Below are 16,694 nucleotides of genomic sequence, written 5' to 3'. Positions count from 1 at the left end.
AACAAAACGTGAATATAGTGAAGACTTCCTAACCTGCGAATCTGCTGCCACAGATGTTTTGCGAACTGTCGATCACGTCGAATTTTACCTTTCTCACCGGGGCGTCCCACCCCGAGGAGTATGTGGGCCGTGCCGCCCTTCTGGGGATGGAGGCGATTGCGATTGCCGATGACAACTCGGTCGCAGGCATCGTGCGGGCACATACAGAGGCGCGCAAGATCGCGCGGATGGTCAAGGAACGGCAGGGTTTTGACGCGGCATATGGCCTGATCGGGCCACCGCGTCCCGCGCATATCCCCGCCCCCCAAAGCACGATCATGACAACGCCGCGGCTGATCCCCGCCGCGCGCCTGATCTTTGCCGATGCGCCTCCCATCACCGTCCTGCCGCGGGACCGCGAGGGCTGGCGCAGCCTCTGCCGGATCATCTCGCGCGGGCGGCTCAAGGCGAACAAGGGCAGTTGCGACATCACGCTGGCCGACCTTGAGGAATTCAGCACCGGCCTCTCCCTCCTGCTCTGGCCACAAGCGCCACAGTCGCAGCCCGGCGCGGGCAATTGGGTGCAAACGGCGCGACGGCTGACGCGCCGCTTTGCCGGGAACATCCATGTGTTGATGGTGCCCAAATATGACGGGCGGGATACGGCGCGCTTTGACCGGATTGCCGATCAGGCCCGCGATCTGGGCCTGCCCACCCTCGCCTCTGCCGCGCCGTGCATGCATCACGGCGCGCGGCGCAAGCTGGCCGATGTGGTCACTGCCATCCGGACGGGCACGCGGGTTGATGATTTGGGCCGCGCGGCGCTGGCCAATGGCGAGGGGCGCTTGCGCGGGGCGGCTGACATGATGGCCCTCTTTGCCGGGCACGAGGCCGCCGTGACCCGCACCGCAGCCCTCGCCCAAAGCCTGACCTTCTCGCTGGACGAGCTGCGCTATGAATACCCCTCCGAGGTGACGGATGCTGAAACGCCCAGCCAACGGCTGGAACGGCTGGCCTATGAAGGGTTGAACTGGCGCTATCCCGGCGGGGCCTCGGACCATGTGCATGGTCTATTGCGCCACGAACTCACTCTGATTGCCAAGCTGAAATACGAGCCCTATTTCCTGACCGTCCGCGACATCGTCGCCTTTGCCCGCAGCCGCGATATCCTGTGCCAAGGGCGCGGGTCGGCTGCCAATTCGGTGGTTTGCTATTGCCTCGGCATCACCTCGGTCAGCCCCGAGATCGGGACCATGGTGTTTGAGCGTTTCGTCAGCGAGGCCCGCGACGAGCCCCCCGATATCGACGTGGATTTCGAGCATGAGCGCCGCGAGGAAGTGATCCAGCACATCTATGAACGCTATGGCCGCGCCCGCGCGGGCCTATGCGCCACCGTCGTCCATTACCGGGGCAAACGTGCCATCCGCGAGGTGGGCCGCGCCATGGGCCTGAGCGAGGATACGATCTCGGCCCTCAGCTCCCAGCTTTGGGGCTTTTTCTCCACCAAGGGGCTGGAGGCCGAGCGCATGGCCGAAATCGGCCTCGATTTCCGCGACCGCCGCCTGCAACAGACCATCGAACTGGTCTATGAAATCAACGGCTTTCCCCGCCATCTGTCGCAGCATGTCGGCGGGTTCATCATCACCGAAGGGCGGCTGGACGAGCTGGTGCCCATCGAGAATGCCACGATGGAGGATCGCACCGTCATCTGCTGGGACAAGGACGATATCGACACGCTGGGCATCCTCAAGATCGACGTGCTGAGCCTTGGGATGCTGACCTGTATCCGCAAGGCGTTCGACCTGCTCAAGATGCACCACCAGCAAACCTTTACTCTGGCCACCCTGCCCCCCGAAGACCCCCACGTCTATGACATGCTTTGCAAAGCCGACAGCGTCGGGGTGTTTCAGGTGGAAAGCCGCGCGCAGATGAACTTTTTGCCGCGCATGCGCCCGCGCTGTTTCTATGATCTGGTGATCGAGGTGGCCATCATCCGGCCCGGGCCTATTCAGGGCGACATGGTCCACCCCTATATCCGGCGGCGGAACGGAGAGGAGGAGGTCAGCTTTCCCTCTGACGCGCTGGGGCGGGTGCTGGGCAAGACGCTGGGCGTGCCTTTGTTTCAGGAACAGGCGATGCAGATCGCCATTGTGGGCGCGGGCTTTACCCCCGATCAGGCGGACCGGCTGCGGCGGTCGCTGGCCACCTTCAAGAAGCATGGCAATGTCAGCGAGTTTCGTACGCTTTTCCTGCGGGGCATGCGCAAGAACGGCTATGATGACGACTTTGCCGAGCGGTGTTTTTCCCAGATCGAGGGGTTCGGCTCGTATGGCTTTCCCGAAAGCCACGCGGCGAGCTTTGCGCTCTTGGTCTATGCCTCAAGCTGGATCAAATGCCACCATCCGGGCATCTTTGCCTGTGCGCTGCTCAACGCTCAGCCGATGGGGTTTTATGCCCCCGCCCAGATCGTGCGGGACGCGCGTGAACACGGGGTCAAGGTGCGCCCGATCTGCATCAATGCCAGCTTTTGGGACAATGTGATGGAGCCCGATGGCCAAGGTGGCCTCGCCCTGCGCCTGGGCTTTCGCCAGATCAAGGGGCTGAGCGAGGAAGACGCCACCTGGATCACGGCGGCGCGGGGCAACGGGTACCGGTCGGTGCGGGACGTGTGGCGGCGGGCCGGGCTGGGGCCGAATGTGATCATATCGCTGGCGGAGGCGGATGCCTTTGCAGGCATCGACCTCAGCCGCCGCGATGCGTTGTGGGAGGCCAAGGCCCTGGTGCCCGGTCCGGCCCTGCCCCTCTTTGCCAACGACATTGACGGCGAGGTGGTGGACGAGCCTGCGGCGCTGTTACCCCAGATGACATTGGGTGAGGAAGTGGTGGAGGATTACGTCTCGACCCGCCTGACCCTCAAGGCGCACCCGGTCGCCTTGCTGCGCCATATCCTGACACCAGAGCCGGGTCGGCCGGCGCCCTTGAATGCGGCGGATGTACGGGCCCCTGATCTTTCAAAGATCAGTTACACCCGTGGCAACCCGGATTGAGCGGAAGGCGGGGAGGCTGCGGGGCAAGTGATCGCCGCGGCAAAAAAAGTCAAATCTGAAAAGGTTGTACGGCACATATCGAAGGTCGGCAATGCGGGGCAAAGCTGTCGTTGCCGCTCCCAGAACGAATGGCCGCAAGAGGATGTAAACATACACTGTAAAAAATGGGGTCAGGTTAGAATAAGTGCTAAAAATTCGTGAGACTGCTTTGCGTTTTGAGTTAAACTTAATTTCCTCCAAACACCCGAGCTTCCACTTGAATAGACTGATCCAAGGTGCCATCTGGCACGCCAAAATCAGACAGCCGCCATTGCACGTTGTTGAATTCAACCTCGCCAAATTGGAGCAGATCGTTGCTGGCTTTTATGACCGGAACCCCGCGCATTCCCGGCGACATTGTTGTATCCATGGCCGTGCGCAACAGGCCAAGTCGAGTAGACAGATCGGCTTCTTGATACTTCTTTCCTGTATCCAATGTGCTCAACCGGCGCCGCACCTGAACAGCGCCGGTGCGGACAACGGCTCTATAGACTAGAAGAATTTCGCGCTCGGTCCGCAAGCCAGCGTTGAGGGCTAAACCGACAGCCCAATCGTAGAACGACTTCGATACTTGATCGTAACTCGCCCAGAACATCAAATTGCGGCTAAGCGGGTCCATAGCCTCTGAAAGTATGCGCAGCTGATCAGCTGACAAACGGTTGCGCGGAACCATGTTTTCAGCGACCTCTCTCAGACCTGACAGCGCAAGTGTTTCCAAAAACTCGAGTTTGTGCGCTTCCTCCATCTGATGGACAATTGAGTTCAAAGGGATCCCTTCACAACCCACGTTGACACCAAAGGAATTGACCACGTAGCTGCGAGCGCATTCAGGTGTTCCCATTTCGAACAAGCCAATAATCGCCTGCGCGCGGTCAAATTCAGGCGTAGCTGACGCAATTTGGAGCATCGTGCGTCTAGGTTCAAACACTTCGGTAGCGCGCTCGGCTTCACCAGTAGGTAGAACGGCACCGGTATCGATGTATTCCAGTTGGAGACCTGCCGGTCCGTCATTTTCGGTGGCGACCGGCACTAACCGAACCACGATGCTGTCGCTTGTCGTAGGCAAAGACTGTTTGCCAGCGGCGTAGCCCGCGCCGGTCCAAGACACATCAAACTCTCGGTTCCGGCGCAACTCGAACACGTAATCCTTACCTGGTAAAAGTGTTCGGCGTACTGGGTCGTTGTCCGTTTCATCTACGTCTTTGAAACGCAACAGCACCGGCTGTTGCGTAGGCCATTCCTCGAAGCTTACTGTCACATTTGTCTGCCCATAAAACGCTGGAGCAATGTATTTAGTGTGGAATGCAATGATATCGTCGACGTTTGATAAAACCGCTGCGACAGCCGCCACAACCGCGACTATTGTTGCTGTATGCATGAACACTTGCCTCATTCGTCATCGGGTTGCCAATTCTACCATGAGACTATGAATGCACCATTCCTTTAAATCGACCAGGTCACCGGCAATGGCTGTAAGGCTTCCGTTTCAAGGACCATATCGCTGCATCAAAGAAGTCGGTAGGGCAGGAAGGCATGGATAGGCAGTGCATGTATGACTCAATGCCTGCTTTGTTTCTCTTATGGACCATTGGTAAAGCGCGCAGCAATTTGCAATTTAGGCTCAAACCCGACATTCGTCGGCTCCGCACGACCGGCTTACGGTCACAGTGTCGAACCTGAGGCCTGCATGCTTTACGGCCTAGCCCGGGGCCGCGCGCGCTGTGCGTGGGGTGAAGACTGTGTCTGATGGCCCGTCGCGGCGCAACCGCGCCAGCTTGTCCCACGCCTCGTCCAACGAGACCCGTGTCCCCCTTGGCGCCCACCAGAGTGCAAGTGTCGGCCCTTCGGATCTGTCCACCCAGCCTTTGAGCCGACGGATCCCTTCGGCGTGCAGCGGTTCGCGGTAGGTAAAGCGTTGCATTGCGGCCAGATCGCGCCAGCCCGCCATGGTCATGATGTGAAAGTTCTCTTCGGTCGCTGTTGTGCTGTGCGCCATCACCCCAGGCAATTCAAGATAGCCGCCATCGGGCAGCCGCGCGCCGTGGTTGTGCCAGAACATGTCTCCATCTTGCTTGGCCCGCGCAAAGACCAAGGGCAGTTGCGAAAAGAAATAGACGGCGTTGTCCTGGGCTGCGCTGAAGGCCCCGATCGGGCGCACCACATTCAGGTGCACCAGCATATGTTCGCTCATCTCGCCCTCCTTGCCGTTGCGATCACCATAGAGGGGCCGCAAGGTGGGGCAACCGTTCTTCCCAAGGGGGCGCGAGCGCGGTAGAAGTCGCCCAACCGCTGAAATCAAAGGTGATTGCGCTTATGCCTGCTCCGAAACCTGTTGTTCTGTGTATCCTTGATGGCTGGGGCCTGCGCGCGGACACCACCGGCAATGCGCCTGCCCTGGCCAACACCCCCACCTTTGATCACATCATGGCCACCTGCCCCAATGCCACCCTGATCACCCATGGCCCCGATGTGGGCCTGCCCCGCGGGCAGATGGGCAATTCGGAGGTCGGCCACACCAATATCGGCGCGGGCCGCACCGTCGCCATGGATCTGGGCCAGATTGATCTGGCCATCGAAGAGGGCAGCTTTTTCCGCAATCCGCAGCTGACCGCCTGGATCGCCGCCATCAAGGACGCGGGCGGGCGCGCGCACCTGATGGGCGTGATGTCGGATGGCGGGGTCCATGGCCACCTCACCCACATGATTGCAGCGGCCAAGGCCTGCACCGATGCGGGCCTTCAGGTGCTGATCCATGCCATCAGTGATGGCCGCGACGTGGCCCCGAAATCCGCTTTGACCTACCTTGAGACGCTGCAGGCCGCCCTGCCGTCGGGCGCGCGCATCGTGACCCTGACGGGCCGCTATTTTGCCCTTGACCGCGACAACCGCTGGGACCGTGTCGAAACCGCCTTTGCCGCTATGGTCCGGGCCGAAGGCACCATCGCGGAAACGCCGGAAACGGCTGTTGCCATGGCCTATGATGCCGACAAGACCGACGAGTTCATCCCCGCCACCGTCATGGACGGCTACAAAGGGGCCAAGGATGGCGATGGCCTTTTCTGTCTGAACTTCCGCGCCGACCGTGCCCGCGAGATCATGGCGGCGATGGGTGATCCGAATTTTAACGCATTTGAACCTGCGGGCCGCCCCGACTGGGCGGGTCTGTTGGGCATGGCCGATTATTCCGAGGCCCATGGCGCCTATATGACCACCGCCTACCCCAAGCCCGAAATCGTGAATACCTTGGGTGCGTGGGTCGCCAAGGCGGGCCTGCGTCAATTCCGCCTGGCCGAGACCGAGAAATACCCCCATGTCACCTTCTTCCTGAATGGTGGCGAGGAAAAGCCCGAACCGGGCGAAGAGCGCGCGATGCCCAAATCGCCCGCCGTCGCCACCTATGACATGCAGCCCGAAATGTCGTCCGTCGAGGTGACGGACAAGTTCGTGGCGGCCATCGAGGAAGGCTATGACCTGATTGTCGTGAACTATGCCAACCCTGACATGGTCGGCCATACCGGTGATCTGGAGGCCGCGATTGCCGCCTGCGAGGCCGTCGATCAGGGCCTTGCCCGCGTCTTGCCCGCCCTTGAGGCGGCGGGGGGCGTGATGATCGTGACGGCGGATCACGGCAATTGCGAGACCATGATAGACCCCGACACCGGCGCGCCGCACACAGCCCACACCACCAATCTGGTGCCTGTGGCACTCGTGGGCGCCGACGGCACGTTGAACCATGGCAAGCTGGGTGATCTGGCCCCGACCCTGCTGGAGCTGATGCAGTTGGACAAGCCAGACGAGATGACGGGGCAGAGCCTGCTGGGATGAGATGGTTCGCGGCCTTTTGCCTGAATTTGGCTCTGAGCCTTGCGGCCTCGCTGGCGTCGGCGCAACAGGATGCGGGGGCCTTGGCCCGAGAGGCGGGGGCGGCACTGAACGCGGCCTCTTTGCAACTGAGTGCAGCCGAGACCGCGCGCGACCGGGTTCGTGCCCTGACCCAGACGGTACAAGCCTATGAGGACGGGTTGGCCGCCATGCGCGTGGGCCTGCGCCGCGCCGCCATTCGCGAGGCGCAATTGCGCGCGCAACTGCAAGCCCGCGATGCGGAGATTGCCCAACTGTTGGCCGTGTTGCAGACCCTGACACCCGGTCAGGGGCCGACCGCGTTCCTGCATCCGGGTGGCCCGAATGGCACCGCACGCGCAGGCATGTTGCTGGCCGAACTGACCCCTGCCCTGAACCAACGGGCGCTGACCTTGCGCAAGAACCTGAGCGATGTAGAAACCCTGCGCATCCTGCAAGAGGATGCGGTGGCCCAGTTGCAAACGGGCCTGAAGGAAGTGCAGACCGCGCGCTTTGCCCTCAATGACGCGATGGCCGAACGCACCGACCTGCCCATGCGCTTTACCGAAGATCCGGTGCGCACCGCGATCCTGCTGGGATCATCCGAGACGCTGGATGCGTTTTCCAGTGGGCTGTCTAACATCACCTCGAACGATGCGGCCTGGACCCCGCCCCTAATCGCCGATCAGATCGGGTCACTGCCCCTGCCCGCGCGCGGCGTGGTATTGCGCCGCGCGAACGAGCCGGATGCCGCAGGCATTGCGCGCCCCGGCATCCTGCTGGCCACCCGGCCCGGCGCGCTGGTGACCGCGCCGACGGCGGCCACGGTCCGCTATGTCGGTCCCCTGCTGGACTTTGGGAATGTGACAATCCTTGAGCCGCGCCCAGGCACTTTGTTCGTCTTGGCGGGCCTTGGCATTACCTATGCAGTCACCGGAGAGATCATCGCGGCACAGACACCTTTGGGCCTGATGGGGGCTTTGCCGTCACAGGGCGGACAAAATGCCCTGTCAACTGTCGGTGAAGGGGGTGGCGCTGCGGCTTCGGAAACGCTCTATATAGAGGTAAGACAGGATAACGTGCCTCAGGACCCGCTTGCGTGGTTCAGCACCGACAAGGATGGATAGAAAAGAATGAAGAAATTCGTCATGGCCGCGTTGGGCGGCACCCTGGCCGGGGCCATCGCCACAACGCAAGTGGCGGGACCGCTGTTGGCCCAGGAAAGCGCATCAAACGCCAGCGTCTACGAGCAGTTGGACCTGTTTGGCGACATCTTTGAGCGTATTCGCAACCAATATGTCGAAGAGGTCGAGGCAAACGAACTGATCGAGGCGGCCATTGACGGCATGCTGACCTCGCTTGATCCGCATTCCAGCTATCTGTCACCCGATGACGCTGCCGCGATGCAGGTGCAGACGCGTGGCGAATTTGGCGGTCTGGGCATCGAAGTCACCCAGGAAGAAGGTTTTGTCAAAGTCGTGTCGCCCATCGACGGCACCCCGGCGGCCGAGGCGGGCATCGAGGCGGGCGATTTCATCACCCATGTGGACGGCGAATCGATGCTGGGCCTAACCCTCGACAAGGCGGTTGAGCGGATGCGCGGCAGCGTTGGGTCGGAGATCATCATCACCGTTGTGCGCGAGGGCGAGCCCGAACCCTTTGACGTGTCCATCATCCGCGACATCATCGAATTGCAGGCCGTCCGCAGCCGGACACAAGGCAACGCCGTTGTCCTGCGGGTGACCACGTTCAACGACAAGACCACGCCAAACCTGGTGTCCAAGCTGGACGAAGAGGTTGAGGCGCTGGGGGGCATCGACAATGTCGACGGCTTTATCCTTGATCTGCGCAACAACCCCGGCGGTTTGCTGACCCAGGCGATCCGGGTTTCGGATGCCTTCCTTGAAGAAGGCGAAATCGTGTCGACCCGGGGCCGTAACCCCGCAGATGGCGACCGGTTCAACGCCACCCCCGGCGATCTGGCCCAAGGCAAGCCGATCGTGGTGCTGATCAATGGCGGCTCTGCCTCTGCCTCTGAAATTGTGGCGGGTGCCTTGCAGGATCACCGCCGGGCCATCGTCGTGGGCACCAAGAGCTTTGGCAAAGGGTCGGTGCAGACTGTCATGCCATTGCGCGGTTCCAGCGGGATGCGCCTGACAACAGCCCGCTATTACACGCCGTCGGGCCGGTCGATCCAGTCGCTGGGTGTGAGCCCCGACATCGTGGTGGAACAGCCACGCCGCGCTGCCGCCACCGAGGAAGAGGATGAGCCCGCAAGCGCCGTGCGCCAGCGGTCAGAGGCGGATCTGCGCGGGTCGCTCAACAACGACTCGCTGAGCGAGGACGAGATTCGCCAGATCGAGGAAGACCGGGCCAAGGCCGAAGCGGCCGCCGCCCTGCGCGAAGAGGATTATCAACTGGCCTATGCCATCGACATCCTCAAGGGTCTGAACGCGCTGGGTCCGCAGGACTGAGGGTTTTCCTTTTGACCAAGAACGAAACCCCGCATCCTGGTTGGTGCGGGGTTTTTTCGTGCAGGGTGGCGTGCAGATGGTGAGCGGTGGATGCGGTTGCGGTGCGGTGCGACTGGTGGCTTCGGGCGTGCCGGACCGTGTGGGCCTGTGCCACTGTCTGGACTGTCGCAAGCATCACGGCGCGCCGTTTTTCGCGGCGGCTGTGTTTCGCACTGCGGAGGTCGCGGTGACCGGTGCCACCCAAAGCCACGCAGGTCGGCATTTTTGCGCGATCTGCGGCGGCTCGGTCTTTGCCCGCAGCGGGGAAGAGGTGGAGGTACACTTGGGCGCATTGGACCAGCCGAGCCTTTTCACCCCAACCTATGAGTTGTGGACAATCCGCCGTGAACGTTGGCTGGCCCCGGTGCCCGGGGCCGTGCAATTCGAGCGTGGGCGTTAATCGGGATCAGCGTGGAACGGGGGGCGCCCGAGGCTGTCATAAGCCACAAAGCCCGCGCGCTTGGCGTCCTTGACCGAGTAGATATTGCGCAGATCGGCCATGCGAGGCGTCGCCATGCGTCGCGCTACTTTCTTGAGGTCCAATGCGCGGAATTCGTTCCATTCGGTCAGGATCACCATCAGGTCAGCGTTTTGTACTGCCTTGTAGGCATCAACCGACCACTGAACGCCGGGCAGCAGCGCCTCGCCCTCGTGTTTGCCTTGCGGATCGGTCACGCGGACCTTGGCGCCTGCGCCCACAAGCGCCGGCACAATCGTCAGCGCGGGCGCGTCACGCATGTCGTCCGTGTTCGGTTTGAAAGTCACGCCCAGCACCGCCACTGTCTTGCCGTTAAGCGAACCGTCGCAGAGGTCGAATATCTTGTCGATCATCCGCCGCTTGGTTTCTTCGTTCACCTTGATCACGGTTTCAGTGATCTGCATGGGCACGGCGTGATCCTGGCCCATACGGGCCAAAGCCTTGGTATCCTTGGGAAAACACGACCCCCCATAGCCGGGACCGGCATGCAGGAACTTGTTGCCGATACGCCCATCTAGCCCCATGCCCTTGGACACCTGTTTGATGTCGGCGCCTGTGCGTTCGCACAGGGCGGCGATTTCGTTGATAAAGGTGATCTTGGTCGCCAAAAACGCGTTGGCGGCGTATTTGATCATCTCTGCGCTTTCCAGATCGGTGGTCACGATGGGGAAATCCCGCAGGAAGAGGGGGCGATAGATCTCGGCCATGACGTCGGCGGCGCGATCCGATTGGACACCCACAACCACGCGGTCTGGTTTCATGAAATCGTCGATCGCAGCGCCCTCGCGCAGGAATTCGGGGTTAGAGGCGACGTCAAAATCAAGGTCGGGATTGGCCTTGCGTACCGCTTGTTTCACCTGACGATTGGTGCCCACGGGGACGGTGGATTTAGTGACGATGACCACGTAATCCTTGGCCATCTGCGCAATTTCCTCGGCGGCGGCCATCACATAGGTCAGGTCCGCATGTCCGTCGCCGCGCCGGGTGGGCGTGCCCACCGCAATGAAAATCGCTTCGGCCCCGTCGATGGCCTGGGCCAGATCGAGGGTGAAGGACAACCGCCCGGCAGCGACGTTCTTGGCCATGAGCGCATCAAGACCGGGCTCGTAAATGGGCACCTCGCCGCGTTCCAGCATCTCGATTTTGGCGGGGTCCTTATCGACACAGACCACTTCGTGCCCAAAGTCGGAAAAACACACACCCGAGACGAGGCCGACATAGCCTGTCCCGATCATCGCAATTTTCATGGCTGTCTGCCTTATTCGTTACGCCTGCTCTTGCCCTTTCGTAGGGTGGCCGGGGGTGTTGCGTCAACCTTTGGCCGGATCAGAGAGGAACTTCGAATGGTTCAAGTTGTGCCCAGTCGAATTCGACCCCGGTTCCGGGCTGATTTGGGGCAACCGCCAGGTGGTTTTCGATGACAAGGGGGCGTTTGGTGTAACGGTCGATCGGAAAGCTGTGCACCTCGAGCCAACCACCATGGGGTTGAGACGAGACCAGAGAGACGTGCAATTCCTGCATCCCGTGACTGCACACAGGGACATTGTGGTTCTCGGCCATCTTGGCCACTTGCAGCCAGCCGGTGATCCCGAGGCAATTGGACGCGTCGGGTTGGATGAAATCCACATGCGGCAGGGCGCGTTCAAATTCGTGCATCGTGTGCAGGTTTTCGCCCTGAGCGACGGGAATGCCGGTCGCTGCGCGGATCTTGCCATAGTCCTCGAAGGCGTCTGGGATAATCGGTTCCTCGAACCACGTGATGCCGTGCGGCTTGAACGCATTCGCCATGCTGATCGCCTGATCGACCGTCATGGAATAGTTGGCATCCACCATGAAGGTTGTGTCGGGGCCAATGAGATCGCGCACTGCCTTGATCCGCGTCAGGTCTTCGGCCTCGGTTGGCTGGCCGATCTTGATCTTGACCGCATTATGCCCCCGATCCAGATAGCCTTGGATGCTGTCCAACAGCTTGGGCAGGTCAAAGCCCAGATCAATGCCGCCCGCATAAGCCTTGCACCGGTCAGACACGCCGCCCGCAGCCTGCACCAGCGGCAGGCCCGCCTGTTTCAGTCGCGCATCCCAAAGGGCGATATCCACCGCCGAGATTGCAAAGCTCAGCACGCCGCCCCGGCCCACATAGTGCATGTGCCAGTCCATGGCGTCGGTGAGTTGTTCAACGTTATCCGCGTCTTGACCCAAGAGGAACGGGGCCAGATCGTGTGTGATCATGGCCGCCGTCGCGTGCCCGCCCCGACCCCCGTTATAGGTATAGCCTGTGCCGGTCACGCCATTGTCCAGCGTCACTGTGGCGGTGATCAGGTGAAAGTGGCTGTGGTCGCCATGTTTGGCATCCACGAGCACTTCGTCCAGTGGCACGGCGAAAAGCCGTGCCGTGACCGACATGATCCTACCCATTGAGGTGTGCGGTTTCCGGCACCGGCGTCAGGACCTTGCCGTTTTTCAGATGCTCCAACAGGTTGTCCACCACCAGCCCGCCCATGGCGGCGCGGGTTTCCACCGTGGCGCTGCCCACATGGGGCAGAAGGACGACGTTGGACATGGTTTTCAGTGCATCCGGGATTTTTGGCTCGGCCTCGAACACATCAAGGGCGGCATAGCCCAAACGCCCGTCTTGCAGCGCTGCAACCATCGCCGCCTCGTCCACCACAGACCCGCGCGAAACGTTGATCAGGGTGCCGTCAGAGCCAAGTGCATTCATGACATCCGCATTGACGATCTTGTTGGTCGACGGACCGCCGGGTGTGATGCAGATCAGCACTTCGACGGCGGCTGCCATGTCAGTGAGATTGGCGTGGTACGTGTAATCCACGTCCTTTTTGGTCCGCGTGTGATAATGGATTTCGGCGTTGAACGCCTCAAGCTTGTCGGCGATGGCCTGACCGATCCGACCCAGACCCAGGATGCCAACCTTGCGATTGTCGGCGCTGCGCGACAGGGGCGCATTTCCATTCGCCTCCCAATTGCCGGACCGGGCGTGTGCCTCGTCCGCCAAAAAATTCCGGAAACTTGCAAGCATCAGCAAGATAGTGGTCGAAGCGACTTCGGCGTTCAGAACATCAGGCGTATGGGTGACCAGAATGCCCCGATCCGCTGCCGCCTTGGTGTCGATGGCGTCATAGCCGACGCCGTAGCAACTGACCATTTTGAGGTTCGGCAGGCCCGCCATCACGTCGCTTGGGACGCCATCATGGCCGTTCGTGGCGATGTGGGTGATGGCATCGGCGGGATAGGTGCCGTCAGCCAACTTGTGGATGGTGAACTCGGCTTCCAGACGGTCGCGCATGGTGTCGGTGATCCCACCGATCTGCAAAAGATCAGGCATCTTGTTTCACCTCTTGGCGCTGTTTGCCCAAGCTTTCGATTTCCAGTTCCATCACGTCGCCGACCTTGAGGAAAGTGGGCGGCTTCATCCCCAGACCGACGCCGGGAGGCGTGCCCGTGGTAATTACGTCACCGGGGTGCAAGGTCATGAGTTGGCTGAGATGTTCGATGATCTCGGCCACGGTAAAGATCATGGTGGCGGTGTTGCCGGTCTGCATCCGCTTGCCGTTCACGTCCAGCGACATGGCGAGGTTTTGCGGGTCAGCCACCTCGTCCCGGGTCACAAGATACGGACCCGTAGGGCCGAAGGTGTCGCAGGATTTGCCCTTGGTCCACTGGCCCGTCAGGTTCGCCTGAAAATGCCGTTCGCTGACGTCGTTGACGACGCAATAGCCCGCCACATAGTCCAGCGCCTCGTCCTTGGAGACGTATTTGCAGGTGGTCCCGATGACCACGCCCAGTTCGACCTCCCAATCTGTTTTCTCGGATCCGCGCGGCATGTAGACGTCGTCATTGGGGCCGACGATGGCCGAGTTTGCCTTGAAAAACAGGATCGGATGTTCGGGGATCGCGGCCCCGGTTTCAGCGGCGTGGTCGGAGTAGTTGAGACCGATGCAGAGAAACTTGCCAATGTCGCCGACGCAGGCCCCGATGCGCGGATTGCCGTCCACTGCGGGCAGCGTCGCGGGGTCAATGTCGCGCAGTTTGGCCAGGTTGTCATCGCCCAGCGTCGCACCATTGATGTCGTCTATCACGCCGGACAGGTCGCGCAGCGTTTCGCCGTCCATCATCCCGGGCTTTTCGGCACCCACATCGCCGTAACGAACTAATTTCATGACTTTAATTCCCTGTTTAGTGGTTGTCGCGCGGCATGTGCTTGCGCGAGATATCCTGGTAATCGGCGGCCCCTTTCAGAGTCATCCCTTCATCAAAGCGTCCCACGCGGTCGCGGAAGATCTCTTGCCACGGGCTTTGGTTTTCCGGGCTGTCATAGCCGCCCGCCTCGGCCAGCGCCACGGATCGCGCCGCGAGTTCAGAGGCGTCGATCAGCATGTCGGCGGTACATTTCTTCAGGTCGATCCGCACCTTGTCGCCGTTCTTGAGCAGGGCCAGACCACCCCCATCCGCCGCCTCGGGTGAGGCGTTGAGGATCGAAGGGCTGCCGGAGGTGCCCGACTGTCGCCCGTCACCGACGCATGGCAGGGCGTGGATATCCTTTTTCAGCAGGTACGAGGGCGGACGCATGTTCACCACTTCGGCCCCGCCGGGATACCCTTTGGGGCCCGCCCCGCGCATGAACAGGATGCAATTTTCATCAATGTTCTCTGCCGGATCGTCGATGCGATGATGAAAATCCTCGGGGCCGTCAAACACCACGGCGCGGCCTTCAAAGGCATCGGGGTCGTCGGGGTTTGACAGATAGCGATTACGGAATTCATCTGAAATCACCGAGGTTTTCATGATCGCACTGTCGAACAGATTGCCCTTGAGGTTGATGAAGCCCGCATGCTCCTTCATCGGGTCCGACACGGGGCGGATCACGCGGGTGTCCGCGCTCCGCACCCCTGCGCAGTTCTCGCGCATGGTCTTGCCATTGGCGGTGATCACGTCCGGATGGGGCAGCAGATCGGCGGCGATCAATTCCCCAATAACGGCCGGCACGCCGCCCGCATGTTGGTAATCCTCGCCCAGATATTCGCCTGCAGGCTGCATGTTCACGATCAGCGGGATTTCATGGCCGACGTTTTGCCAGTCGTCATTGTTCAAAGGCACATCGAGATGCTTGGCGATGCCGTTGAGGTGGATTGGCGCGTTCGTTGACCCGCCAATGGCGGAGTTGATAACGATTGTGTTTTCAAAGGCTTCGCGCGTCATGATGTCGGAGGGGCGCAGGTCTTCCCACACCATATCAACGATGCGGCGTCCGGTTTCATAAGCCATCTGCCCCCGCTCGCGGTAAGGCGCGGGGATGGCAGCCGCCCCCGGCATCTGCATGCCCAACGCTTCGGCAAGCGAGTTCATCGTGGTCGCGGTGCCCATCGTGTTGCAATAGCCGACCGAAGGGGCGGAGGAGGCGACCAGTTCCATGAACCCATCGTCGTCAATCTCGCCCGCTGCCAGCATTTCGCGGGCCTTCCAGACGATTGTGCCTGATCCCGTCCGCTCACCCTTGAACCAGCCGTTCAGCATGGGCCCGACCGACAGGGCCACGGCGGGGATGTTGACTGTGGCAGCGGCCATCAAAAGGGCCGGAGTGGTCTTGTCACAGCCGATGTTCAGAACAACGCCGTCCAGCGGATAGCCAAACAAAGTTTCCACCAGCGAGAGATAGGCGAGGTTGCGATCGAGCATAGCGGTGGGCCGCTTGCCGGTCTCCTGAATGGGGTGCACGGGCACTTCGATGCACGTGCCACCCGCCGCGATGATGCCGTCGCGCACCCGCTTGGACAGTTCGAGGTGATGGCGGTTGCAAGGTGACAGGTCGCTGCCCGTCTGCGCAATCCCGATGATCGGCTTGCCCGATTGGAGTTCGGCCCGGGTCAGGCCGTAATTCAGATAGCGTTCAAGATAGAGCGCCGTCATTTCCGGATTGTCGGGGTTCATGAACCATTTGCGCGACCGCAGGTCTTCGATACCGATACGTTTTGTCATTGGCCTGACCAGCCTCCGTCGATGATATGGGGGTGCCCGGTGGTAAAGCCGCTTTCGTCGCTGGCCAGATACACCACAAGAGCAGCGATTTCGCTGGCAGAGGCGACGCGGCCCATGGGTTGGCGGGCCACGAACTGTGCCAGAGCCTCGTCATAGCTGCCCAATTCTTCGCCCAGTGCCTTGACCCGGTCCAACCAGCTTGGGCTTTCCACCGTACCGGGGCAGATGCAGTTGCAGCGGATGCCTTTGGTCACATAGTCCACGGCGACCGATTTGGTCATGCCGATCACGGCGGCCTTGGTCGTGCCATAGATGAACCGGTTGGGCGCGCCGATGATGCTGGAACAGGCCGAGGACATGTTGATGATCGACCCGCCACCCCGTTCGATCATACCAGGCAAGGCCGCCTGCATCGTCCGCGCCATGGAGCGCACATTGAGGGTGAAGGCGAAATCCCATTCGTCGTCGGTCGCGTCCAGAACCGTACCGTGATGCACAAAGCCCGCACAATTGAACAAAACATCCGGTGCCGCATGGGCGACCCCGGCTTTGATGCTGTCGGCGTCCATCGCATTCAGCACCAGTGTTTCGATATTGTCCCCGGTAAGGTCGGCCAACGCCGCCTCGTTCACATCGGTGGCAAAGACTTGTGCGCCCTCGGCGGCCATGGCCAGTGCACTGGCCCGCCCAATTCCCTGGCCCGCAGCCGTCACAAGCGCGCGCTTACCGTCCAAACGGCCCATGGCGTCGTCCCTCCCATTTTTGATCAGGTGTTGCGCAACGGCGTCCGCTGCGTTTTGGTGT

At 61.1% G+C, this 16,694-nt stretch carries 13 protein-coding genes; 5 read left to right on the top strand and 8 right to left on the bottom strand.

Annotation, left to right across the window (positions count from 1 at the left end):
* Window positions 1–53: 53 nt before the first annotated feature.
* Window positions 54–3,026 carry an error-prone DNA polymerase gene (locus Q1A44_RS04380; protein WP_299620213.1) on the top strand — a complete coding sequence of 991 codons (2,973 nt, stop codon included), beginning with the start codon at window positions 54–56 and terminating at the stop codon, window positions 3,024–3,026.
* Between the two features lie 226 nt (window positions 3,027–3,252).
* On the opposite strand, the gene Q1A44_RS04375 is transcribed toward Q1A44_RS04380, so the two are convergent.
* Together Q1A44_RS04375 and Q1A44_RS04370 are read right to left on the bottom strand one after the other, a co-directional pair.
* Window positions 3,253–4,443: a hypothetical protein gene (locus tag Q1A44_RS04375; protein ID WP_299620210.1), complete on the bottom strand. Its 1,191-nt coding sequence runs from the start codon at window positions 4,441–4,443 to the stop codon at window positions 3,253–3,255.
* 321 nt (window positions 4,444–4,764) lie between these two features.
* Entirely contained in the window at window positions 4,765–5,256 is a 492-nt protein-coding gene (locus Q1A44_RS04370) for a DUF3291 domain-containing protein (protein ID WP_299620207.1), read from the bottom strand.
* Between the two features lie 122 nt (window positions 5,257–5,378).
* Between Q1A44_RS04370 and gpmI the strand changes: the two genes are divergently transcribed.
* The 4 genes from gpmI (at window position 5,379) to Q1A44_RS04350 (ending at window position 9,818) form a co-directional block, all read left to right on the top strand.
* A complete protein-coding gene (gpmI, locus tag Q1A44_RS04365) occupies window positions 5,379–6,890 on the top strand; it encodes a 2,3-bisphosphoglycerate-independent phosphoglycerate mutase (protein ID WP_299620204.1) in 1,512 nt (503 codons plus the stop codon).
* The gene (locus Q1A44_RS04360; protein ID WP_299620201.1) at window positions 6,887–8,032 is read left to right on the top strand and encodes a peptidase M23; all 1,146 of its coding nucleotides are present in this window, start codon (window positions 6,887–6,889) and stop codon (window positions 8,030–8,032) included. The genes gpmI and Q1A44_RS04360 overlap by 4 nt, the downstream gene beginning before the upstream one ends.
* Before the next feature lie 6 nt (window positions 8,033–8,038).
* A complete protein-coding gene (locus tag Q1A44_RS04355) occupies window positions 8,039–9,379 on the top strand; it encodes a S41 family peptidase (protein WP_299620198.1) in 1,341 nt (446 codons plus the stop codon).
* A gap of 70 nt (window positions 9,380–9,449) precedes the next feature.
* Entirely contained in the window at window positions 9,450–9,818 is a 369-nt protein-coding gene (locus Q1A44_RS04350; protein ID WP_299621373.1) for a GFA family protein, read from the top strand.
* Here the strand turns inward: Q1A44_RS04350 and Q1A44_RS04345 are convergent.
* The 6 genes from Q1A44_RS04345 to Q1A44_RS04320 form a co-directional block, all read right to left on the bottom strand.
* On the bottom strand, window positions 9,815–11,143 hold the full coding sequence (locus Q1A44_RS04345; protein WP_299620195.1) for a UDP-glucose/GDP-mannose dehydrogenase family protein: 1,329 nt from the start codon (window positions 11,141–11,143) through the stop codon (window positions 9,815–9,817). The genes Q1A44_RS04350 and Q1A44_RS04345 overlap by 4 nt on opposite strands.
* A gap of 79 nt (window positions 11,144–11,222) precedes the next feature.
* Complete coding sequence (locus Q1A44_RS04340) at window positions 11,223–12,299, bottom strand: mandelate racemase/muconate lactonizing enzyme family protein (protein WP_366942591.1); 1,077 nt, start codon at window positions 12,297–12,299, stop codon at window positions 11,223–11,225.
* 4 nt (window positions 12,300–12,303) lie between these two features.
* Window positions 12,304–13,239, bottom strand: a complete 936-nt coding sequence (locus Q1A44_RS04335; protein WP_299620189.1) for a 2-hydroxyacid dehydrogenase — start codon at window positions 13,237–13,239, stop codon at window positions 12,304–12,306.
* Entirely contained in the window at window positions 13,232–14,074 is an 843-nt protein-coding gene (locus tag Q1A44_RS04330) for a fumarylacetoacetate hydrolase family protein (protein ID WP_299620186.1), read from the bottom strand. Before Q1A44_RS04330 ends, Q1A44_RS04335 begins: the two co-directional genes overlap by 8 nt.
* Window positions 14,075–14,090: 16 nt before the next feature.
* Window positions 14,091–15,890 (bottom strand): IlvD/Edd family dehydratase, encoded by a 1,800-nt coding sequence (locus Q1A44_RS04325; RefSeq protein WP_299620183.1) that lies wholly within the window; start codon window positions 15,888–15,890, stop codon window positions 14,091–14,093.
* Window positions 15,887–16,633 (bottom strand): SDR family oxidoreductase, encoded by a 747-nt coding sequence (locus Q1A44_RS04320; RefSeq protein ID WP_299620180.1) that lies wholly within the window; start codon window positions 16,631–16,633, stop codon window positions 15,887–15,889. The genes Q1A44_RS04325 and Q1A44_RS04320 overlap by 4 nt, the downstream gene beginning before the upstream one ends.
* Window positions 16,634–16,694: the final 61 nt, after the last annotated feature.

It is taken from the genome of uncultured Tateyamaria sp. (assembly GCF_947503705.1).
Lineage (GTDB): Bacteria > Pseudomonadota > Alphaproteobacteria > Rhodobacterales > Rhodobacteraceae > Tateyamaria.
The sequence above is the reverse complement of the archived record's forward strand: the minus strand, read 5'-3'. Positions and strand labels throughout refer to the sequence as shown.